Origin of the sequence: Ancylobacter sp. FA202, from assembly GCF_000380205.1 — a bacterium.
Lineage (GTDB): Bacteria > Pseudomonadota > Alphaproteobacteria > Rhizobiales > Xanthobacteraceae > Ancylobacter.
In genome coordinates this window covers 2,550,137-2,570,606 of sequence record NZ_KB904818.1, presented here as the reverse complement: position 1 = coordinate 2,570,606, position 20,470 = coordinate 2,550,137, and the positions used below count along the sequence as shown (strand labels likewise).

The following is a 20,470-nucleotide window of genomic DNA, read 5'->3' as shown; positions in this document are numbered from 1 at the left end:
ATAGGCGCGCCCGATCGCCGCGTCAGGGCTTTGCCGGGTTGATCGGAACGGCTCCAAAGTTCATGGTGCCCGCACAGTGCCTCGCTGGGTCGCCGGCGATGCCCAGTTGGGATGCGCCATGGACTACGCCCGCTTCTTCCAGGATGCCGTCGACACGCTCAAGAATGAGCGTCGCTACCGCACCTTCGCCGAAATCGAACGCGACACCGCGCGCTTCCCGCACGCCATCTGGCACACGCCGGAAGGCAAGCGCGACATCGTCATCTGGTGCTCCAACGACTATCTCGGCATGGGCTGCCATGAGGACGTGGTGGAAGCGATGTGCGCCACCGCCCGGCAGGCCGGCGCGGGCGCGGGCGGCACCCGCAACATTTCCGGCAACAGCCATGCCGTGGTCGAGCTGGAAGCCGAACTCGCCGATCTGCACGGCAAGGAAGCCGGGCTGGTCTTCACCTCGGGCTATGTCTCCAACCAGACCGGCATCGCCACGCTGGCCAAGCTCATTCCCGACTGCCTCATCCTGTCGGACGCGCTGAACCACAATTCGATGATCGAGGGCGTGCGCCAGGCCGGGCGCGAGAAATTGGTGTTCCGCCACAACGACCTCGCCCATCTGGAAGAGCTGCTGCGCGCCGCCGGCGATCGGCCGAAGCTGATCGTGTTCGAGAGCATCTATTCGATGGATGGCGACGTCGCCCCCATCGGCGCCATTTGCGATCTTGCCGAGCGCTACGGCGCCATGACCTATCTCGACGAGGTGCACGCGGTCGGCATGTATGGCCCGCGCGGCGCCGGCCTTGCCGAGCGCGACGGCGTGATGCACCGGGTCGATGTGATCGAGGGCACGCTGGGCAAGGCGTTCGGCGTGGTCGGCGGCTACATCACCGGCACGCGGGCGGTGATGGACGCGGTGCGCTCCTATGCGCCCGGCTTCATCTTCACCACCGCCCTGCCCCCGGCAGTGGCGGCGGCGGCGGCGGCCTCGGTGCGCCATCTCAAGGCCTCGCCCCATGAGCGCACCCGCCAGCAGGCGCAGGTCGCCAAGGTGAAGCGGGCGCTGGACCTCGCCGGCCTGCCGCAGATGGTCACCGACACCCATATCGTGCCGATCATGGTCGGCGACGCCGAGGCCTGCAAGGCGGCGAGCGACCTGCTGCTGGAAGAGCACGGCATCTATATCCAGCCGATCAACTACCCCACTGTGCCGCGCGGCACGGAGCGGCTGCGCATCACCCCCGGCCCGTTCCATGACGACGCGCTGATCGCCCATCTGGCGCATGCGCTGACCGATGTGTGGAGCCGGCTCGGGCTCGGCTTCGTCAAGCGGGCGCAAGCGGCGGAGTAAGCCGCCGCGAAACGCGGACAAGGGCGGCGGCGTCACCCGCCGCGCGTCAGTCCTTCGGCTCGGTCTTGTCGATCTCGACATTCTCGGACGGAATGTCCGCCCGGCCGAAGAACAGCCGGGCGATGACCGGGATCGCCAGAGCGAGGCCGAGAAAGCGCACCAGATGGTGCGCGGCGACAAAGGCCGGGTCCATGCCGAGCACGAAGGCCATGATGGTCATCGCCTCCAGCGCGCCCGGCACATAGGCCACCAGCACCTTGGGCAGCGGCTCGTCGGCGAGCCAGGCGCCGAGCACGGCGAAGGCCAGCGCGACGGCGGTGGCGATCGCGAGCGCCACCAGCGAATCGACCAGGAAATGCCGCAGCGTGGAAATCCGCGTGCCGGCGAAGCGGCTGCCGGTATTGGCGCCCAGCACCACGAAGCCGACGATGAGGAAGATGTCGGGCAGCCGCCCCTCGATCAGCCCGAAGCCGTGCACCAGCGCACTCGCCAGCATGGCGCCGACCATGGCGCCGCCGGGAAAGCGGCTGCGCTCGGCGAGAAACCCGCCAAAGATGCCGACGCCGAGCGAGGCGAGGAAATTCGTCAGGTCCGGCACGACCGGGTTGATCGGCAGCGTGCCGGAGGGTTCATGGCCGAGCCCGCCAATCGCCGCCGGCAGCAGCGCCACCAGCACGAACAGCCGCAGCGACTGGCCGAACACCACCCGGCGCGTATCGGCGCCCGAGCTTTCCGCCATGACCAGCACGGTGGAAAGCGCGCCGGGCGCGGCGGCGAAGAAGGCGCTGCGCCGGTCCCAGCCGGCGACCTTCTCCAGATAGAGAATCACCGCCACCATCATGACCGGCACCGAGGCCACCAGCACCGCCATCGTCACCGGCCAGGCGGTGATGCCGCTCAGCGTTTCCGGCGTGATCGCCGAGCCCATCGAGGTGCCGAGGATGATGTAGACGCCGAGCCTTGTGTTCTTCTCCACCCCCACCGGGGCGCCGAGCAGCGCCGCCAGCGCGGTGGCCACCAGGGCGCCGGAGAGCCAGCCCGCCGGCATGGCGAGAAAGGCGAAGAAGGCGCCGCCGGCAAATGCGAGGGCGAGCGTCGCGCCATACCAGGCAGAACGTTTAGCGGCGGGCGAGGTCAGGAAGGCGGGCAGCGGCATTGGGCGGGAACCAAGGGGCGGGGCGCCCCCGGCACGCCCGAGGGGCCTGCGCGAACGCCCGCAACGCGGCGACATTTGCGCCGGATCAATGCGACGAATGCCGGTTCGGGTCAAATCCTCTCCATGCATAACACAACGCTCATCCATGCAGAGCGGGCCGTGCCCCGCTACACCTCCTACCCCACCGCGCCGCATTTTACCGGCGCGATCCGGGCCGGCGCGCATGCCGACTGGCTCGCCGTCCTGCCGGCGCAGGCCAGCGTCTCGCTCTATCTGCATGTGCCGTTCTGCCCGGCGCTGTGCTTCTATTGCGGCTGCACCACCAAGGCGACGCGCCGCGCCGAGCCGGTGGCCGCCTATGCCGAGCGGCTGGAGCGCGAGATCGACCTCGTCGCCGCCCGCATTGGCGGGCGCGCCGTGACGCACATCGCCTGGGGCGGCGGCACGCCAAGCCTGCTGGGGCCGGCGATGCTGAAGCGGCTGGGGGAGAGGCTGGCCGAGGGCTTCCAGCTCGACCATCTCGCCGAATATGCCTTCGAACTCGACCCGCGCGAGACCGACGAGCCGCTCGCCGACGCGCTGGCCGCGATGGGGGTCGACCGCGTCAGCCTCGGCGTGCAGGATTTCAGCGCCCATGTGCAGCGGGCGATCGGCCGCATCCAGCCCTTCGCCACGGTGGAGCGCGCCATGCGCCTGCTGCGCGAGGCCGGCATCTCCTCGATCAATCTCGACCTGATGTATGGCCTGCCGCACCAGAGCGAGCGCGACATCCGCCGCACCACCAAGCTCGCGACCCTGCTGGCGCCGGAACGTCTCGCTCTGTTCGGCTATGCCCATGTGCCGTGGATGCGCGCCAACCAGAAGATGATCGACGAGGCCTCCCTGCCCGGCGCCGCCGAGCGGCTCGACCAGTCGGAAGCGGCGCGCGAGGTGCTGCTGGCCAATGGCTATGTCGCCATCGGCCTCGACCATTTCGCCCGCACCGACGACAAGCTGGCCCGGGCGGCGGCATCCGGCCAGCTGCGGCGGAATTTCCAGGGCTACACCGCCGACCAGGCCGATGTGCTGATCGGCATGGGCGCCTCGGCGATCAGCCGCTTTCCGCAGGGTTTCACCCAGAACGCGCCGGATGCGGGCTCCTATATGCGCGCCATCGACGATGGCGGCTTCGCCACGGTGCGCGGCATCGCCATCACCGCGCAGGACCGCCAGCGCGGCGCGCTGATCGAACGGCTGATGTGCGACCTCGAAGTCGATCTCGACCCCTCGACGCTGGCCGACGCCGCCCCGCGCCTCGCCGGCCTCGCCGCCGACGGGCTGCTTACGCTGGAAGGCCGGCACGTCGCCATGACCGCCGGCGGGCGCCCCTTCGTGCGGCTCGCCGCCGCCGCGCTGGACCACCGGCTGCAAAGCCAGACCGCCGCCCGCCACTCGGCCGCCGTCTGATCCGCGCCTTCGCTCTACCCGCCAAAAGAAAAGGGCGCTCCGCGAAACGGGGCGCCCGATCACTGCTCAAAGAAAAGGGCGCTCCGCGAAGCGGGGCGCCCGATCACCCCTCCAAAAGAAAGGGGCGCTCCGCGAAGCGGGGCGCCCAGGTGCTGGAAGGGGGAAGAAGCGCCGCGCTGTGGACAGGACGGCGGGCAGAGACGCGGAAAGAGCTCAGAGCGCCCCGGCGAGGCGGCGCATGCTGCCGCGATCCTGGATCCGCACCTCGTCAGCCCGCTGCAGCACCACGAGGCCGCGCCGCTTGAGCTCGGAAAAGGCCCGGCTCACCGTTTCCAGCGTCAGGCCGAGGAAATCGGCGATCTCCTGCCGGGTCATCGACAGATGCAGCGTGGTGCCGACCATGCCGTCCGGCATCAGCCGCAGCAGGAAGAAGGCGACGCGCTCCAGCGCCGACATGCGCCCCAACACCAGCGCGTGGGAGTGCATGACGCAGAGCTGCGCCTCGAAGCGCCGCAGCAGCCGGGCGGCCAGCACCGGGTCGCGCTCCAGCGCGCTGCGGTCATGGGTGTTGATGGTGGCGGGGGTGAGCGTCTCGGCCGAGCAGGCATAAATCTCGTCATGGGCAAGGCCGAACACGTCGCCCGGGCCGAGCAGTTCCACCACCTGGCGGCGCCCGTCCGGGAGCAGCTTGCTGAGCATGACGGCGCCGTCGACCACTTCCATGATGCGGCGGGCGGGATCGCCCTCATGCAGCACGGTGACATGGGCGGCGATCCGCATCGTCGGCGCATGAGACGGGCCATGGAGCGCGCTATGGGGCTCGGCGCCATAGGGCGGGCGAACGGTGCCGCCGGTGCGTTCGTCGATGATCTGTCGCATCTTTATCGCTCCACCCTTGATCTTGCGCAAGGCTAGCGGGCAAAGCGGGCCGGCACAGTTCGGTGGGCTGCGTAAGGGACTTTCCGGAAGCGCCGGCGGAAACCGCCCTCCGGCGCGCCGATTCCCGCCGGCGCGGCGCGTCAGAGCGGCGGCAGAACCCGGGCGATGGCGTCGACATCGAGCGGCTTGCGCATCACCCCATCCGGCACCAGGCCGCGCAGCTGGTGGTCGATGAAGCCCTGCGACTGGCCGGTGATGACCACCACGCGCGGCGGCGCGGCAAGGTTGAGCAGCCAGCGCACCAGCTGTGCGCCCGGTATGCCGGGCAGGCTGAGATCGACGATCACCGCGTCCGGCGCCTCGGGCACAGAGCCTTTGAACAGGCTCTCCGCATCGCGGTGGGAGATCACCGTGTGTCCGATATTGCGGAGGATGAGGGCGAGCGAATCGCTCACACCGGCATCATCCTCGACCACGTGAACTCTCAAGGGCTCTCTCCCGCTCTTTTCACAGACAGTGAGAAAGTGCGACGGCATCAGCAATTCGTAGGGATGCGTAGAGGGCCGCGTCCTGCACGGGCATGGTGGAAGGCCACCCGCTCAGTCGCGCATGTCCTTGAGCACGATACGCACGAGGTCGGCGGCGTTCTTGGCGCCGAGCTTTTCCATGATGCGGGCGCGGTGCACCTCGATGGTGCGCGGCGAGATGCCGAGCGTGCGGCCGGCCTCCTTGTTGGAGGCGCCGGAGGCGATCTGCACCAGCACTTCGCGCTCGCGCGGGGTGAGCAGGTCATGGCCGGGGAAATGCGCCGTCAGCAGGTCGCCCGGCTCGGCCGAGGCGCGCCGTCCATGGGCGGCGATGGCGTCGCGCACCCGCTCCAGCACCGTGTCGGCGTCGAACGGCTTCTCGATGAAGTCGAGCGCGCCGTGGCGGATGGCGTCCACCGCCATGGGAATGTCGCCCTGGCCGGAAATGATGAAGATAGGCGCCGGGTAGCGGTCGGCCTCCAGCTCTTTCAGAATGTCGAGCCCGGAGCGGCCGGGCATGTGCACGTCGAGCACGATGCAGGACGGCACATGGGTGCGCGCCACCGACAGGAAGGCGGCGCCGTCGGAAAAGCCGCGCACATGGTAGCCCTCCAGGCTGAGCACGAGCGAGAGCGCATCGCGCACCGCAGCATCGTCGTCGACGATGAAGACCTCACCCAGATGCGCCATCAACGGCCCCCCCTTACCCGACCTCGTCCGGCACCGGCGCCGCCGGCAGGACCAGCGTGAAGCACGCGCCCCTGCCATTGCCGCCGGGATCGACCAGCAGGTCTCCCCCGTGGTTCTGGGCGATCGTCCGCGAAATCGCAAGGCCGAGCCCCATGCCGCGACGTTTTGAACTAGCGAACGCCTCGAACAGCTTCGACAGCGCCTCCGGCGCGATGCCGGGGCCATTGTCCTGCACCTCCAGCCGCACGCTGCCCTCGCTCGCCAGGGTGCGGATCTGGATCGCCGGGTCGGGCACGCTGGCGGCGGCTTCGATGGCATTGCGCACCAGATTGACCACGATCTGCTGGATCTGCACCGGATCGACCGAGACCGGCGGCAGGCTCTCACCGGTCTGGCGGATGATGCGGATGCGGTGGCGCTGGCCGAGCAGGGTGAGGTCGATCGCCTCGTCGATCAGCGGGTCGAGCGGGCGCACATGGCGCTCGGGGTCGCGCTTCTCCACGAACTGGCGCATGCGCTGGATGATATGGCCGGCGCGCTCGGCCTCATTGGCCGCCTTGTCGAGAATGTCCCCGACCACCGTGACGATATCGATGCCCCGGCTATGGGCGCGGCGGATCGCCTGCAGATAGAGCATCAGCGCCGTCAGCGGCTGGTTCAGCTCATGGGCGATGGCGGCCCCCATCTCATCGATGGCGGAGACGCGGGCGAGGTGGACCAGCTCGCTCTGCAGATCGGCGAGCCGCTGCTCGCTCTCCTTGCGCGGGCGCAGATCGCGCAGAATGCCGATGAATTGCCGCCCTTCCGGGGTGGCCGCCTCGCCGACCGACAGCTCCAGCGGAAACACCGTGCCATCGGCATGCCGGCCCTGCACCTCGCGGCCGATGCCGATGATCTTCTTGACCCCGGTGCGGATATAGCTGCCGACATAGGCGTCGTGGTCGCGCGCATATTCGGTCGGCATGACAAGCTTGACGTTCTGCCCCACCGCCTCGGCGGTGGTGACGCCGAACATCTTCTCGCAGGCCTTGTTGAAGATCAGGATGCGGGCGTGCTCGTCGATGACGATGATGCCGTCGGCGGCGGTGTCCAGCACCGAGAGCAGCCGCGCCTCCGAGACGGTCGGCGGGTGCGGCGCATCGGACGGTGGCGCGAAATCCTTCATGATTTCAGTGTGCTCCGCCGGCGCGCCGGCCGCAACCGATCCGTGCCCGATTTCGGCCGGTGCGGCCCTGCCGGTGGCTCATTTCTGCAGCCAGCGCACCAGCCGGTCGGTCGCCTCAACCATCTGCGCCTCGCCACGGGCAAAGCACATGCGGATATAGCTTTCCCCGCCGGGGCCGAAGGCGGTGCCGGGGGCGAGGCCGATGCCCGCCTCGTCGACCAGCTTCAGCGCCAGCGCGCGCATATCCGCCTCGCCCTCGACGCCGAAGAACATGTAGAAGGCGCCGGGCGGCGAGGCGAAGCGCACACGGTTGGAGGTGGCCAGCCCCTTGGCCACGATGTCGCGCCCGCGCCGCGCCCGCTCGATCTGGTGGGCGACGAAGCTCTCGCCGCGCTCCAGCGCCGCCACGCCGGCCCGCTGCATGAAGGCGGCGACGCCCGAGGTGGAATACTGGATCAGGTTCTCCAGCACCGGGCCGAGCGAGGGGTGCGCCTCGATCCAGCCGAGCCGCCAGCCGGTCATCGCCCAGTTCTTGGAGAAGGTCTGCACGAACAGGATGCGGTCGTCCTCTTCCATCACGTCGTGGAAGGACGGCGCAAGGGCCGGGCCGCCCTCCTCCGCCTCGTAGAAGAAGCGGCCATAGATCTCGTCGGCGACGATCCACAGCCCGTGCCGGCGGGCGATGTCGAGCACGCCGCGCAGCGTGTCCGGCGAGGCGACAAAGCCGGTGGGGTTGGCCGGCGAGTTGATGAAGATCACCCGCGTGCGCGGCGTCACCGCGCTCTCCAGCCGGTCGAGATCGAGCCAGAAGCCGCGCGCCGCGTCGAAGGAGAACGGCACGAACACCGGCCGCGCGCCGACCACCTCGGCCGCCGCCGCTGCGTTCGGCCAGGAGGGCGAGGGGATGAGGATCTCGTCGCCCGCCGACAGGGTGAGCGCCAGCGCCACCTGGATCGCCTGCATGCCCGAGCCGGTGACGTAGTAGCGCTCGGGATCGTCCGCCACGCCATAGAGCCGGTGCATGTAGCGGGCGAGCGCGGCGCGCAGTTCCGGGATGCCGCGCTGCCAGGTGTAGAAGGTCTCCCCCGCCGCCAGCGAGCGGGTCGCCGCCTCGCTGATGAAGGCCGGGGTCGGCAGATCACCCTCGCCGGCCCAGAGCGGAATCAGCCCTTCCTTCCGGCGGCCGTAATTCATCACCTCGACAATGCCGCTCTCCGGCAGCGACAGCGCCTGCGGGCGGATATGGTCGAGCAGCGAGGGCTTGGCGAAGAAGGGCGCGGCGTCGGCGGACATGGGAGAACCTGAAAAGGGCGCGGGGCGGGAGAGCTGAAAGAGCGCGGGCCGCCAGTCTACAACCGACCGGCGGCGTGGATTCATCAAAAGAGATGAGCCGGCAATGAAGGAAAACGATGGATCGCGCGCGGCCGATCAGCCTTCCTCGTCGGCGATGCGCAGGAGATAGGCGCCATAGGCGGACTTCCTCTGCGCCTCGCCAAGCGCGCGCAGCTGGGCGGCATCGATGAAGCCGGCGCGGAAGGCGATCTCTTCCGGCGAGGCGATGCGCAGCCCCTGCCGGCTCTCCAGGATCTGCACGAACTGCGCCGCTTCGATCAGCGATTCCGGCGTGCCGGTGTCGAGCCAGGCGAAGCCCCGGCCCATCATCAGCACATCGAGCTCGCCGCGCTCCATATAGGCGCGGTTGACGTCGGTGATCTCGATCTCGCCGCGCGGCGAGGGTTTCAGCCCGGCGGCGATCTCCACCACCCGGTTGTCGTAGAAATAAAGCCCGGTCACCGCGAGATTGGAGCGCGGCACCGCCGGCTTCTCCTCGATGGAGAGCACCTTGCCGCCCTCGCCCATCTCCACCACGCCGTAGCGCTCGGGGTCCTTGACCGGATAGCCGAACACGGTGGCACCGGCCTCGCGCGCGGCCGCCTTGGCCAGCAATTCCGGCAGGCCATGGCCGAAGAACAGGTTGTCGCCCAGCACCAGCGCCACGGGATCGTCGCCGATGAAGTCGCGCCCGACGATGAAGGCATCCGCCAGCCCGCGCGGGCTTTCCTGCACCGCATAGCTCAAGCGGAGGCCGAACTGCGCACCGTCCCCCAGCAGCTTCTGGAACAGCGGGCTGTCATGCGGCGTGGTGATGACCAGAATGTCCCGGATCCCCGCCATCATCAGCGTGGTGAGGGGATAGTAGATCATCGGCTTGTCATAGACCGGCAGCAGCTGCTTCGACACGACCAGCGTGATCGGGTGAAGCCGCGTACCGGAGCCGCCGGCGAGGATGATGCCCTTCATGTGCGTCCGTGTCCTGTGAGATCAGCCCGCCGGCGAGGCGAGCAGCGCGTCGACCACCTCGGCCACCCGTTCCTGCCAGGGCGCGGCGCGGGTGCCGCTCGCCCGCGCGAATGCCTCGCTCGACAGTTCCGAATTGGCCGGGCGGCGCGCCGGGGTGGGGTAGTCCACTGTCGTGATCGGCACGATCTCGGGATGGCGGCCGGTGTGCTGGCCGGCCCGCTCCAGTATCGCGGTGGCGAAGTCGAACCAGGTCGTCGCCCCGGTGCCGGCGAGGTGATAGGTGCCCGGCGTCAGCGTCCCCGCCGCCAGCGGCGCCGCCGCGGCCAGCAGGCCTTCGGCGATATCGCGTGTCGCGGTGGGGCAGCCGCGCTGGTCGGCGACGATGGTCAGCCGGTCGCGCTCGGAGGCGAGGCGCAGCATGGTCTTGAGGAAATTGGCGCCATGCACGCCATAGACCCAGGAGGTGCGGATGATGAGATGGCGCGCCAGCCCCGCGCGCACGGCCCGCTCGCCCGCTTCCTTCGAGGCGCCATAGACGCCGAGCGGGGCGACGGGGTCACTCTCGACATAGGCGCCCGGCTTGGTGCCGTCGAACACATAGTCGGTGGAGAGGTGGATCAGCGCCGCGCCCTGTTCGGCGCAGGCCTGCGCGATCAGCCCGGGGGCGACCGCGTTGATGAGATGCGCCCGCTCGGGCTCGCTCTCGGCCCGGTCCACCGCCGTATAGGCGGCGGCGTTGATCACCACCTCCGGCCGCGCCGTCGCCAGTGCCCGCGCCAGCGCGGCGGCGTCCGTGATGTCGAGCCCGGCATGGTCGAGCGCCACCAGCTCATGGCCGGCCTCGCCCGCCCGGCCGGCGATTTCGCGGCCCACCTGCCCGCCGGCGCCGAGGAGCAGAAGCCGGCTCATGTGGCGAGGCCGATGCGCTGGCGGGCATAGCGCGCCTTCAGCGGCTCCCACCAGCCCGGATTGTCGAGATACCAGCGCACGGTCTTCTCGATGCCGCTCTCGAAGGTCTCCGCCGGCACCCAGCCGAGTTCGCGCTGCAGCTTGCCGGCGTCGATGGCGTAGCGCGCATCATGGCCGGGGCGATCGGTGACGAAGCGGATCAGCCCCTCGCGCGGGCCGATTTTCGCATCGGGCACCACGCGGTCCATGATGGCGCAGATGGTGCGGACCACGTCGATGTTGCGGCGCTCATTATTGCCGCCGACATTGTAGCTCTCGCCCGGCCGCCCGCGCGTGGCGATGAGGTCGAGAGCGCTCGCGTGGTCGTCGACATAGAGCCAGTCGCGCACATTCTCGCCCTTGCCATAGACCGGCAGCGGCGCGCCTTCCAGCGCGTTGAGGATGGTGAGCGGGATCAGCTTTTCCGGGAAATGGTACGGCCCGTAATTGTTCGAGCAGTTCGACATCACCACCGGCAGGCCATAGGTGTGGAACCAGGCCCGCACCAGATGGTCGGACGAGGCTTTCGAGGCCGAATACGGGGAATTTGGCTGGTAGGGCGTGTCCTCATGGAACAGCCCTTCCGCCCCCAGCGTGCCGAACACCTCGTCGGTGGAGATGTGGTGGAAGCGGAAGCGCCCCCGCGCCGCGCCGTCGAGCCCGCGCCAATAGGCCAGCGTCTCGTCCAGCAGCGTGTAGGTGCCGACGATATTGGTGCGGATGAAATCGCCCGGCCCGTCGATCGAGCGGTCGACATGCGACTCGGCGGCGAGGTGCATCACCAGATCGGGCCGGAACTCCGCCAGCGCCGCGCGGAACGCCGTGCCGTCACAGATATCGGCCTGAAGGAAGCTGTGGCCGGGCAGATTGTGCACCTCGCCCAGCGAGGCGAGGTTGCCGGCATAGGTCAGCTTGTCATAGGTCAGCACCTGCCGGCCCTGCCGCACCAGCCGGCGCACCACGGCCGAGCCGATGAAGCCGGCGCCGCCGGTGACGAGAACACGCTGGGCGGGAACGCTCATGATCTCACGCTCCTGCCGGCTCGAAGGTGAAGGGCGTCGCATAGTCCCGCAGCAGCGGCGCCGCCCGGTCCTTGGCCGAGAGGATCGCCGCTCCGGCCGCCACCGGCCAGTCAATGGCCAGATCCGGGTCGTCCCAGCGAATGCCGGCGTCGTTTGCCGGCGCATAAGGCGCATCGACCTTGTAGGAAACCAGCGTATCGGGCTCCAGCGTGCAGAAGCCGTGGGCGAAGCCGTGCGGCACCAGCAATTGCTCGCCCCCGGCGGCGGTCAGCGTCGCCGCAACCCAGCGCCCATAGCTGGGCGAACCCTTCCGGATATCGACCGCCACGTCGAAAATGGCGCCGCGCACCGCCCGCACCAGCTTGGCCTGCGCCATGGGCGGGGTCTGGAAATGCAGCCCCCGCACCACGCCGACCTCGCGCGAGAGCGATTCATTGTCCTGCACGAAGGCGATGTCGAGGCCGAAGGCGTCGAATGCCGGCTTCTTGTAGGTCTCGCAGAAATAGCCCCGCGCATCGCCATGCCGGACCGGCTGGACGAGGACGACATCGGCAATGGCAAGACGGGTAAAGCTGGTCATATCGCTCTGCACTCGACGGGAACTCCGGCGCTTTTACCCGCTCTTGCGTTCCCGTCACAGCCCTCAGGGGGTCGTCGATTGGTCGAGGGGGCCCGGCGCGGCCTTGCGGGCGAGAATGTCGCGGATTTCGGTGAGCAGCACCTCCTCCTTGGTCGGCGGCGCGGGCAGCGGCGGCTCCTTCGCCGCGTTGCGGCGCAGCCGGTTGATGCCCTTCACCACCAGGAACAGGATCCAGGCGATGATGAGAAAATTGATTACCACAGTGAGGAAATGGCCATAGGCGAACACCGCGCCCTGCTCGCGCGCGGCGGCGAGCGAGGTGGCGGTGACGCTGGAGGACAGGCCGACAAAGTAATTGGAGAAATCCAGCCCGCCAAAGGCGGCGCCGACGATGGGCATGAACAGGTCGGTGACGATCGAGGACACGATCTGGCCGAAGGCGGCGCCGATGATCACGCCGATGGCGAGATCGACCACATTGCCCTTCACCGCGAATTCGCGGAACTCGGTGAGTACCTTGCTCATGAAACCTCCAACATACGGCTGCCCGGCGGCACCACTGTGATACGGCGCACCGGCGCGGGCAACCCTTCCGGCACCCCCGCGTGGTGGACAGGTGCCACCGCGCGCCATCTTGCCGGAGCGGGCGGGCGCGGCGCATAAAGGCAGCGGCTCCACGCCGCCGGGAGAGTGCATGCTTCAGGCATGGTCCATCATCGCCGTCGCGCTCGTCTATATCGGCTTTCTCTTCGCCGTGGCGAGCTTCGGTGACCGGCGCCTGCCGCGGCGCGGGCGCGAGGGGCGGCCCTATATCTATTCGCTCTCGCTGGCGGTCTACTGCACCTCCTGGACCTTTTTCGGCTCGGTCGGCCTTGCCACCACCCAGGGCATCAACTTCCTGACCATCTATATCGGGCCGATCCTGGTGTTCGCGCTGGGAACGCCGTTCCTGCTGCGGGTGGTGCGGCTCGCCAAGGCGCAGAACATCACCTCGATCGCCGATTTCGTCGCCGCCCGCTACGGCAAGAGCCAGGGCGTGGCGGCGCTGGTGGCCTGCGTCGCCATTGTCGGCTCGCTGCCCTACATCGCCCTGCAGCTGAAAGCCGTCTCCGCCGCCCTTCTCGCCATGCTCGGCGATTTCGAGGGGCTGGGGATGCACTACCCGCTGGTGGGCGATCTCGCGCTGACCGTCGCGGTGGCGATGGCGGTGTTCGCCGTGCTGTTCGGCACCCGCCATATCGACGCCACCGAGCATCAGGAAGGGCTGATGCTGGCGGTGGCGACCGAATCCATCGTCAAGCTGGTCAGCTTCCTGGCGGTCGGCCTGTTCGTCGTGTTCGGCATGTTCGCCGGCCCGTGGGACCTGTTCGAGAAGGCGGCCGCGAAGGGCGTGCTGCCGGTGCTGACCGACGGCTTCACGCTGGGCAGCTGGGCGGCGATGACGCTGCTCTCGGCGCTCGCCATCCTGCTGCTGCCGCGCCAGTTCCACGTCGCCGTGGTGGAGAACACCTCCGAGAACGAAATCCGCACCGCGCGCTGGCTGTTCCCGCTCTATCTCGTGCTGATCAATTTGTTCGTCATCCCCATCGCCATCGCCGGCCTGGTCGCCTTTCCGCCCGGCTTTATCGATGGCGACATGTATGTCGTCACCCTGCCGCTGTCGGCGGGGGCGCAGCTGATGTCGCTGGTGGCCTTTGTCGGCGGGCTTTCCGCCGCCACCGCCATGGTGATCGTCGAGACGGTGGCCCTCGCCGTCATGGTGTCGAACGACATCTTCATGCCGCTGATGGTGCGCGGCCGGCGGCTGCGGGAGGGGGAGGATTCCGGCCGCGCCGGCGCCCCGCCTGACCATGTCGACATGGGGCACCGCCTGCTCACCGTGCGGCGCATCGCCATCTTCGCCATTCTGCTGCTGGCCTATCTCTATTACCGCGTCACCGGCGAGGCGCAGCTGGCGCAGATCGGCCTCTTGTCCTTCGCCGCCGTCGCCCAGTTCGGGCCGGCGCTGCTGATCGGCCTCGTCTGGCGGCGCGGCACCGGGCTCGGCGCGCTGGCCGGCATCGCCGCCGGCATCGCGCTCTGGGCCTATACGCTGCTGCTGCCCAATTTGGTCGATGCCGGCCTGTTCAGCCCGGCGCTGGTGAGCGAGGGACCGATGGGCCTCGCCTTCCTGCGCCCGCAGGCCTTGCTCGGCGTGCAGGCGAGCCCGCTGGTGCATGGCGTGCTGTGGAGCCTCACGGTCAATGTGCTGGTGTTCTTCGCTGCCTCGATGATCCGCCGGCCCACCCCGATCGAGCGGCTGCAGGCGAGCGTGTTCGTGCAGAGCGAGCATGTCCCCTCGGCCCCGAGCTTCCGGCTGTGGCGCTCGCCGGTGACGGTGGGCGAGCTGATCGCCACCGTCGCCCGCTATCTCGGCGAGGAGCGCACCCGCGCCTCGTTCGAGAGCGTGGCGGCGATGCGCGGCGTGTCGCTGGAGCCGGGGCGCGAGGCGGATTTCCAGCTCATCCGCTATGCCGAGCACCTGCTCGCCTCGGCCATCGGCGCCGCCTCCTCGCGGCTCGTGCTGTCGCTGATGCTGAGGAAGCGCACCGTTTCCACCAAGGCGGCGCTCAAGCTGCTCGACGACGCCTCCGCCGCCATCCAGTACAACCGCGAAATCCTGCAGACCGCGCTCGACCATGTGCGCCAGGGCATCGCGGTGTTCGACCGCGACCTGCGGCTCGTCACCTGGAACCGCCAGTTCGGCGAGATGCTGGACCTGCCGCCGGAAATCCTGCGCATCGGCATCGGCATCGACCAGATCATCCGCTTCAACGCCACCGCCGGCCAGTTCGGCCCCGGCACGGTGGAGGAGATCGTGCGCGAGAAGCTCTCGCGTTATGCCCGGCGCAATGTCGCCTTCCAGGAACGCCTCGCCCCGCGCGGCGTGGTGATGGAAGTGCGCGTCAGCACCATGCCGGATGGCGGGGTGGTGGTGACCTTCACCGACATCACCCCGACGGTGGAAGCCGCCGAGGCGCTGGAGCGGGCGAACGAGACGCTGGAACGGCGCGTGCGCGAGCGTACCAAGGCGCTGGAGAACCTCAATGCCCAGCTGGCGCAGGCCAAGTCCGAGGCGGACGAGGCCAATATCTCGAAAACCCGTTTCCTCGCCGCCGCCAGCCACGATATTTTGCAGCCGTTGAATGCGGCCCGGCTTTACGCCACCAGCCTTGTCGAGCGCGCCGAGGGCGGCGACGACGCCCGCCTCGCCCGCAATGTCGATGCCTCGCTGGAGGCGGTGGAGGAAATTCTCGGCGCGCTGCTCGACATTTCCCGCCTCGACGCCGGAGCCCACAAGCCGGAATTCGCCGCGCTGCGGCTCGACGAGATCTTCCGCCAGCTCGACGTCGAATTCGCCCCGATGGCGATGGAGAAGGGGCTGCGGCTGACCTTCGTGCCGAGTTCCGCCGCCGTGCGCTCCGACCGGCGGCTGCTGCGCCGGCTGCTGCAGAACCTCGTCTCCAACGCGATCAAGTACACCCCACGCGGCCGGGTGCTGGTGGGGGTGCGGCGGCGGCGCGGCAAGCTGCGCATCCAGGTGCTCGACACCGGCGTCGGGGTGCCTGTCAACAAGCAGAAGCTCATCTTCAAGGAATTCCTGCGCCTCGACGAGGGCGCGCGGGCGGCGCGCGGGCTGGGGCTCGGCCTCTCCATCGTCGAGCGCATCGCCCGCGTGCTCGGCCACGCCATCACCCTCGCCTCGACGCCCGGCAAGGGCTCGGCCTTTTCAGTCGAGCTGCCGGCCGCCCCCGCCATTCCCGCCCGCGACGCGCCGTCACCGCGCGCGAGCGTGCCGCTGGCGAGCCTGCAGGGGCTCACCGTGCTGTGCATCGACAACGACCCCGCCATTCTCGACGGCATGGAGACGCTGCTCAGCGGCTGGGGCTGCGAGGTGCTGAAAGCGCCGGGCATCGAGGAAGCGCTCGCCATGCTGCGCGAGCGGCGCACCCCGCCCGACATGCTGCTGGTCGACTACCATCTCGACACCGGCGACGGCATCGAGGCGGCCAAGCAGCTGCGCTGGAAGCTCGGCCAGAGCCTGCCGGCGGTGCTGATCACCGCTGATCGCTCCAAGCGGGTGCGCGACGCGGCGAAGGCGACCGAGATGGAGGTTCTGAACAAGCCGGTGCGCCCGGCCGCGCTGCGCGCTTTACTCGCCCAATGCCGCGCCGCCCGGGCGGCGGCGGAGTGAGGCCAGCCGCGTCAGGGATGCGGAACCGGAAAGCCGTGCCGTTCGCTCAGGGCGGCGAGAATGCCGTCCTTGTCGGCGATGAAGTGCCGCCCTTCATGGCTTCCCATCGCGTGGGGCGAGGTTTCGCCCGGTGCTAGTATGAGAAGCGGAAGGGACTGGTTCGCCTCGCCGGCGAGGAGGATGGCGGCATGGCGAGGTCGCGCCCACGCGATCCGCTCGATATCGAGGCGCGTGGCCAGATGGGGGAAAGAGGCGAGCACGCCTTCGATCAGGGCACAGTGCCAGCAATAGAATAGCCGGCAGGGATAGGCCGGATCGGCAAAGCCGGGCCGCAGCAGCAACAGCGTATCCCGCCCCGTCACCGGCTCACCCCGCCGCAGCGCTTCCCTGCGCCCAGGTGCCGCCCTCGATCTTGGAAGCGGCAATCACCGCCTGGGTGCGGCTCTCGACGCCGAGCTTCTGCAATATGGCGGAGACATGCGCCTTCACCGTCGCCTCGGAGACGCCGAGCTCATAGGCGATCTGCTTGTTCAGCAGCCCCTCGGACAGCATCATCAGCACCCGCACCTGCTGCGGGGTCAGCGTGGCGAGGCGGGAGACGAGGGCCTGCGTCTCCTTGTCGGCGCCGCCGGCAAGGTCGACATCCGGCGGGGTCCAGGTGCGGCCCTCCAGCACGGCGGCGATGGCGGCGCGCATGGTTTCCACTGCGCTGGTCTTGGGGATGAAGCCCGAGGCGCCGAATTCCATGCAGTTGCGGATGACGCCGGATTCCTCATTGGCGGAAACCACCACCACCGGAATGCCGGGATATTGCGCGCGTAAGTACATCAGCCCGGAAAAGCCGCGCACGCCGGGCATGGTGAGGTCGAGCAGGATGAGATCGAGATCGCTCTCGCGCTCCAGCAGTGCCTGGAGATCCTCGAAGCCGCCGGCCTCGAACAGCTCCGCCGCCGGAAACTGGCGCGACACCGCCTCGCGCAGCGCGCCCCGGAACAGCGGGTGATCATCTGCGATCACCAGCCGGAAACTCGTCGTCATATCCACGCGCAGCGGCCCCTTCCACCTGCACAGACCCGCTCTCGGCGCAGGCCGGCACCGCGATCATGGGGCGGACGGACCGCCACCGCAAGCCGCGCGGCCGGCAGGCCTGCAGCGGCCCCGATCGCAGGTCAATACTCGACCTTTAGTGGGCCTCGCCGACAAACGCCACAACCAATTCGCGCCGGTGCGGCCGCACCCGGTGCTCGACGAGATAGAGCCCCTGCCAGGTGCCGAGCGCCATGCGCCCGCCGATGACGGGCACGGCGAGATGAACGCCGGTGAGCACCGCCTTGATGTGGGCGGGCATGTCGTCCGGCCCTTCGAGATCATGCACCCATCCCGCATGCTCGGGCGCCAGCCGCTCCAGCGCGGTGAGGAGGTCGGTCTTCACATCGGGATCGGCGTTTTCCTGCAGGGTGAGCGAAGCGGAGGTGTGCCGGCAGAACACCGAGACCTCGCCCTCGCTGGCCCCGATGCCGGCGAGAAAGGAAGCCACCGCCCCGGTGATTTCGCTAAAGCCGCGCCCCTTGGTGTCCACCGTGAGAATGGTCGTGAACCGCCGCGTTACCACGCTTTCGCGCACCTCGCCTTGCCGGATCCGCGCCATCGGCATGCCTCCTGTCACCCTTGCGCGCTTGATGTCACGCACCAGCTAGGCTTGGATAGACGCGATCAGCCCTTGATGACAGGTCCTTCGCCACGCCCATTCCGGAGTGTCGCCTTCCCATGAATTCCGTGAATCCCGCGCCGACCCCGTCGCGCGCCCCCGCCCCGCTGGTGGTCGACCCCGCTTTGTTCGACCCCGCCGCCGTCGCCGCCGACACCCGGGCGGTGAATACCGGGATCGTCAAGGCGCTCGGTGCCGTGCCGGACCGCTGGGTGTTTCCGATGGCGATGCTGCGCAAGCTGCGGCTGGAGGGCAAGGGGCCGTTCCCGCTCTCGCCCGAAAGCCCCTATGCGCAGGTGATCGAGATCGAGGGGCCGCACGGGCCGGTGCCGCTGCGCATCCTCACCCCGCCGGCCCCGCCCAAGGGGGTCTATCTGCATCTGCATGGCGGCGGCTGGTGCCTCGGCTCGGCGCGCGAGAATGACGGACTGAACCATCGCTTTGTCGAGCGCACCGGCTTTGCCGTGGTCTCGGTCGACTACCGGCTGGCGCCCGAGATTCCCTATCCCGCCGCGCCGGATGATTGCGAGGCCGCCGCGCTCTGGCTGCTGCGCGAGGGGCCGGCGCGCTTCGGCACCGACCGCTTCGCCATTGGTGGGGAATCGGCCGGCGCCAACCTCTCGGTCGCCACGCTGCTGCGCCTGCGCGACCGGCACGGGCTCACCCCGTTCCGCGCCGCCAATCTCAATGCCGGCGCCTATGATCTCGCGCTGACACCGAGCGCGCGCAACTGGGGCGACGAGCCTTTGGTGCTGAACACGCGGGACATCAATGTCTTCGTCGGCCATTATCTGCGCGAGGGCGGCGATGTCGCCTCCAGCGATGTCTCGCCGCTCCATGCCGATCTCAAAGGCCTGCCGCCGGCGCTGTTCACCATCGGCACCCGCGACGCGCTGCTCGACGACACGCTGTTCATGGCGCCGCGCTGGCTTTCCGCCGGCAATGGCGCCGAGCTCGCCATCTATCCCGGCGGCTGCCACGTCTTTGTCGGCTTTCCCGGCTCGCTGGCCGACCAGGCGCTGGCCCGCATCCACGCCTTTATCGGCACCTGCTGAAGCGAGAGCGAGCGCCGGTCAGCTGGCATCCACCGGACCGGCTCTCTCTAGAACGGCTCGCCCTTCGGGGGCACCGGTGCCGGCGGCCCATCCGGGGGCAGGTCCTTGCGCAGACGCTCGACCATCTCAACGAAGCGCCGGAAGGCATGCTCGGCAAGGTTCATCGCCTGGTCGAGACGCTCGCGGGCCTGTGCCGGAAGCTCCCCGTTGGCCTCGGGCGACGGTGTCGAAGGGGCTGCGGCGGGCGGCGAGGTCTCGGGCGGCGCCACGCCAGGGGGCGCGGCCTGCGGCGGGGCCATGATATCAGGCACGCCGGCACCGCCCGCCCCGCGGCTCTTCTCCAGCGTGGCAATGCGGGCCTGAAGCCGGTCGATCTCCGCCTCCAGGGCCGCCCGGTCGTCCGGCACCGCCTCACAGGCCCAGCCGCCCGCGCGCTGGGCGCAGAACGACATTGCGCCGGTTTGCGTGTCCAGCCGCAGCAGCCCCCCCTCCACCGTCTGCACGGTGAAGCGCACCTGTTCGGCGGCGGGATCGGCGGCCGGCTGCGCCTGCGCGCTGGCGGCCAGCAGGATCGCCGCCACAAGCGGGGCGGCACGCCCCAGCCCGTTGGTCATGCGGATGGTCAGGCGCATGTTCTGGCCTCCTTCAGCCGGCGCGGGCGTCGCGCCTTTCGCCGCTACGGCGTGAACGGCGCCCGCCCGCTCGACAACGCACCGTCGAGCAGTTCGATCCGGTCCTGACCCCAGAACACCTCGCCATCGAGCACATAGGCGGGCGATCCGAACACATCGGCCTCGATGGCGGCGTCGTGATTGGCCTGGTAGATCGTCGCGGTCCGGTCCTGCGCCGCGGCCTCCAGCAGGTCGGCCGGCAGGCCGAGTTCCGCCAGCACGGCGGCCAGCGTCGCCGGGTCGGCCAGGTTTTCCTCGCGCTGCCAGACACCGGACATCATCCGCCCCGCCAGCGGCCCGACATCATGTCCGGCGATCTGCGCGGCGATGATCAGCCGGTCGGCCGGCTTGGGGTCGAACGGCCAATGGGCCGGCTTGATATTGAGCTCGATACCGCGCGCCTCGCGCCAGCGCTTGAGCTCCAGCAGCCGGTAGCGCTGCCGGGCCGGGTGGCGCTTGGCCAGCGGCAGCCCGCCGGTTTCGGCGAACAGGTCGCCCAGCTGGACGGGTAGGAAATTCACCCGCGCGCCATGGCGGCGCGCCAAGGCGAGAAAAGGTTCATGGCCGATGAAGGCCCAGGGACTGACGACGGAGAAATAATAGTCGATGGAACGGGACATGGGGGCACTCGGCAGAGCGGGTTGATCTGGACCTTGCCGCCCACGCTAGAGCATTTTCGCGCGATGTGGGCCCCCGTTCGCGTGCCTGCCCTCCCAAAAGCGAACGGCGCCCGTTGGGGCGCC

The 20,470-nt window shown here is 69.2% G+C and carries 20 protein-coding genes; 4 read left to right on the top strand and 16 right to left on the bottom strand.

Going from position 1 to position 20,470, the window contains the following annotated elements:
• Positions 1-118 precede the first annotated feature (118 nt).
• Positions 119-1,345, top strand: coding sequence for a 5-aminolevulinate synthase (gene hemA / locus A3M1_RS0111555; protein ID WP_018389133.1), 1,227 nt, complete (start codon positions 119-121; stop codon positions 1,343-1,345).
• A gap of 46 nt (positions 1,346-1,391) precedes the next feature.
• On the opposite strand, the gene A3M1_RS0111550 is transcribed toward hemA, so the two are convergent.
• On the bottom strand, positions 1,392-2,501 hold the full coding sequence (locus A3M1_RS0111550; protein ID WP_018389132.1) for an AbrB family transcriptional regulator: 1,110 nt from the start codon (positions 2,499-2,501) through the stop codon (positions 1,392-1,394).
• 123 nt (positions 2,502-2,624) lie between these two features.
• On the opposite strand from A3M1_RS0111550, the gene hemN reads away from it, so the two are divergent.
• The gene (gene hemN, locus A3M1_RS0111545) at positions 2,625-3,947 is read left to right on the top strand and encodes an oxygen-independent coproporphyrinogen III oxidase (protein WP_018389131.1); all 1,323 of its coding nucleotides are present in this window, start codon (positions 2,625-2,627) and stop codon (positions 3,945-3,947) included.
• A gap of 213 nt (positions 3,948-4,160) precedes the next feature.
• Here the strand turns inward: hemN and A3M1_RS0111540 are convergent, their stop codons facing one another.
• The 10 genes from A3M1_RS0111540 to mscL all read right to left on the bottom strand — a co-directional run bounded on the left by A3M1_RS0111540 (position 4,161) and on the right by mscL (position 12,584).
• Complete coding sequence (locus A3M1_RS0111540) at positions 4,161-4,826, bottom strand: Crp/Fnr family transcriptional regulator (RefSeq protein WP_018389130.1); 666 nt, start codon at positions 4,824-4,826, stop codon at positions 4,161-4,163.
• A gap of 140 nt (positions 4,827-4,966) precedes the next feature.
• A complete protein-coding gene (locus tag A3M1_RS0111535; RefSeq protein ID WP_245261641.1) occupies positions 4,967-5,314 on the bottom strand; it encodes a response regulator in 348 nt (115 codons plus the stop codon).
• A 111-nt stretch (positions 5,315-5,425) separates the two neighbouring features.
• Positions 5,426-6,043, bottom strand: a complete 618-nt coding sequence (locus tag A3M1_RS0111530) for a response regulator transcription factor (protein WP_018389128.1) — start codon at positions 6,041-6,043, stop codon at positions 5,426-5,428.
• Positions 6,044-6,056: 13 nt separating this feature from the next.
• Positions 6,057-7,208: an ATP-binding protein gene (locus A3M1_RS0111525; protein ID WP_018389127.1), complete on the bottom strand. Its 1,152-nt coding sequence runs from the start codon at positions 7,206-7,208 to the stop codon at positions 6,057-6,059.
• Positions 7,209-7,286: 78 nt separating this feature from the next.
• Positions 7,287-8,501 (bottom strand): pyridoxal phosphate-dependent aminotransferase, encoded by a 1,215-nt coding sequence (locus A3M1_RS0111520; RefSeq protein ID WP_018389126.1) that lies wholly within the window; start codon positions 8,499-8,501, stop codon positions 7,287-7,289.
• 135 nt (positions 8,502-8,636) lie between these two features.
• Entirely contained in the window at positions 8,637-9,509 is an 873-nt protein-coding gene (gene rfbA / locus A3M1_RS0111515; RefSeq protein ID WP_018389125.1) for a glucose-1-phosphate thymidylyltransferase RfbA, read from the bottom strand.
• A gap of 21 nt (positions 9,510-9,530) precedes the next feature.
• Positions 9,531-10,418 carry a dTDP-4-dehydrorhamnose reductase gene (rfbD, locus tag A3M1_RS0111510; protein ID WP_018389124.1) on the bottom strand — a complete coding sequence of 296 codons (888 nt, stop codon included), beginning with the start codon at positions 10,416-10,418 and terminating at the stop codon, positions 9,531-9,533.
• On the bottom strand, positions 10,415-11,479 hold the full coding sequence (rfbB, locus tag A3M1_RS0111505) for a dTDP-glucose 4,6-dehydratase (protein ID WP_018389123.1): 1,065 nt from the start codon (positions 11,477-11,479) through the stop codon (positions 10,415-10,417). The genes rfbD and rfbB overlap by 4 nt, the downstream gene beginning before the upstream one ends.
• A 4-nt stretch (positions 11,480-11,483) precedes the next feature.
• A complete protein-coding gene (rfbC, locus tag A3M1_RS0111500; RefSeq protein ID WP_018389122.1) occupies positions 11,484-12,059 on the bottom strand; it encodes a dTDP-4-dehydrorhamnose 3,5-epimerase in 576 nt (191 codons plus the stop codon).
• 63 nt (positions 12,060-12,122) lie between these two features.
• Complete coding sequence (gene mscL / locus A3M1_RS0111495; RefSeq protein ID WP_018389121.1) at positions 12,123-12,584, bottom strand: large conductance mechanosensitive channel protein MscL; 462 nt, start codon at positions 12,582-12,584, stop codon at positions 12,123-12,125.
• A gap of 169 nt (positions 12,585-12,753) precedes the next feature.
• Here mscL and A3M1_RS0111490 point away from each other — a divergent pair, with 169 nt between their 5' ends.
• On the top strand, positions 12,754-16,293 hold the full coding sequence (locus A3M1_RS0111490) for a hybrid sensor histidine kinase/response regulator (RefSeq protein ID WP_018389120.1): 3,540 nt from the start codon (positions 12,754-12,756) through the stop codon (positions 16,291-16,293).
• A gap of 11 nt (positions 16,294-16,304) precedes the next feature.
• On the opposite strand, the gene A3M1_RS0111485 is transcribed toward A3M1_RS0111490, so the two are convergent.
• The 3 genes from A3M1_RS0111485 to A3M1_RS0111475 form a co-directional block, all read right to left on the bottom strand.
• Entirely contained in the window at positions 16,305-16,634 is a 330-nt protein-coding gene (locus A3M1_RS0111485; protein WP_018389119.1) for a DUF3088 domain-containing protein, read from the bottom strand.
• 25 nt (positions 16,635-16,659) lie between these two features.
• The gene (locus A3M1_RS0111480; protein WP_018389118.1) at positions 16,660-17,331 is read right to left on the bottom strand and encodes a response regulator transcription factor; all 672 of its coding nucleotides are present in this window, start codon (positions 17,329-17,331) and stop codon (positions 16,660-16,662) included.
• A gap of 145 nt (positions 17,332-17,476) precedes the next feature.
• Positions 17,477-17,941 (bottom strand): secondary thiamine-phosphate synthase enzyme YjbQ, encoded by a 465-nt coding sequence (locus tag A3M1_RS0111475; RefSeq protein ID WP_018389117.1) that lies wholly within the window; start codon positions 17,939-17,941, stop codon positions 17,477-17,479.
• Positions 17,942-18,060: 119 nt separating this feature from the next.
• Between A3M1_RS0111475 and A3M1_RS0111470 the strand changes: the two genes are divergently transcribed.
• The gene (locus A3M1_RS0111470; protein ID WP_018389116.1) at positions 18,061-19,056 is read left to right on the top strand and encodes an alpha/beta hydrolase; all 996 of its coding nucleotides are present in this window, start codon (positions 18,061-18,063) and stop codon (positions 19,054-19,056) included.
• Positions 19,057-19,103: 47 nt separating this feature from the next.
• Here the strand turns inward: A3M1_RS0111470 and A3M1_RS0111465 are convergent, their stop codons facing one another.
• Entirely contained in the window at positions 19,104-19,688 is a 585-nt protein-coding gene (locus A3M1_RS0111465) for a hypothetical protein (RefSeq protein WP_018389115.1), read from the bottom strand.
• Positions 19,689-19,732: 44 nt separating this feature from the next.
• Positions 19,733-20,347: a 2-hydroxychromene-2-carboxylate isomerase gene (locus tag A3M1_RS0111460; RefSeq protein ID WP_018389114.1), complete on the bottom strand. Its 615-nt coding sequence runs from the start codon at positions 20,345-20,347 to the stop codon at positions 19,733-19,735.
• Between the last annotated feature and the right edge of the window lie 123 nt (positions 20,348-20,470).

Excerpts from the sequence above, each read along its gene's own strand:
- hemA (WP_018389133.1), top strand. The coding sequence starts at position 119 with ATGGACTACGCCCGCTTCTTCCAGGATGCCGTCGACACGCTCAAGAAT.
- A3M1_RS0111550 (WP_018389132.1), bottom strand. The coding sequence starts at position 2,501 with ATGCCGCTGCCCGCCTTCCTGACCTCGCCCGCCGCTAAACGTTCTGCC.
- hemN (WP_018389131.1), top strand. The coding sequence starts at position 2,625 with ATGCATAACACAACGCTCATCCATGCAGAGCGGGCCGTGCCCCGCTAC.
- A3M1_RS0111540 (WP_018389130.1), bottom strand. The coding sequence starts at position 4,826 with ATGCGACAGATCATCGACGAACGCACCGGCGGCACCGTTCGCCCGCCC.
- A3M1_RS0111530 (WP_018389128.1), bottom strand. The coding sequence starts at position 6,043 with ATGGCGCATCTGGGTGAGGTCTTCATCGTCGACGACGATGCTGCGGTG.
- A3M1_RS0111525 (WP_018389127.1), bottom strand. The coding sequence starts at position 7,208 with ATGAAGGATTTCGCGCCACCGTCCGATGCGCCGCACCCGCCGACCGTC.
- A3M1_RS0111520 (WP_018389126.1), bottom strand. The coding sequence starts at position 8,501 with ATGTCCGCCGACGCCGCGCCCTTCTTCGCCAAGCCCTCGCTGCTCGAC.
- rfbA (WP_018389125.1), bottom strand. The coding sequence starts at position 9,509 with ATGAAGGGCATCATCCTCGCCGGCGGCTCCGGTACGCGGCTTCACCCG.
- rfbD (WP_018389124.1), bottom strand. The coding sequence starts at position 10,418 with ATGAGCCGGCTTCTGCTCCTCGGCGCCGGCGGGCAGGTGGGCCGCGAA.
- rfbB (WP_018389123.1), bottom strand. The coding sequence starts at position 11,479 with ATGAGCGTTCCCGCCCAGCGTGTTCTCGTCACCGGCGGCGCCGGCTTC.
- rfbC (WP_018389122.1), bottom strand. The coding sequence starts at position 12,059 with ATGACCAGCTTTACCCGTCTTGCCATTGCCGATGTCGTCCTCGTCCAG.
- mscL (WP_018389121.1), bottom strand. The coding sequence starts at position 12,584 with ATGAGCAAGGTACTCACCGAGTTCCGCGAATTCGCGGTGAAGGGCAAT.
- A3M1_RS0111490 (WP_018389120.1), top strand. The coding sequence starts at position 12,754 with ATGCTTCAGGCATGGTCCATCATCGCCGTCGCGCTCGTCTATATCGGC.
- A3M1_RS0111480 (WP_018389118.1), bottom strand. The coding sequence starts at position 17,331 with ATGACGACGAGTTTCCGGCTGGTGATCGCAGATGATCACCCGCTGTTC.
- A3M1_RS0111475 (WP_018389117.1), bottom strand. The coding sequence starts at position 17,941 with ATGGCGCGGATCCGGCAAGGCGAGGTGCGCGAAAGCGTGGTAACGCGG.
- A3M1_RS0111470 (WP_018389116.1), top strand. The coding sequence starts at position 18,061 with ATGAATTCCGTGAATCCCGCGCCGACCCCGTCGCGCGCCCCCGCCCCG.
- A3M1_RS0111465 (WP_018389115.1), bottom strand. The coding sequence starts at position 19,688 with ATGCGCCTGACCATCCGCATGACCAACGGGCTGGGGCGTGCCGCCCCG.
- A3M1_RS0111460 (WP_018389114.1), bottom strand. The coding sequence starts at position 20,347 with ATGTCCCGTTCCATCGACTATTATTTCTCCGTCGTCAGTCCCTGGGCC.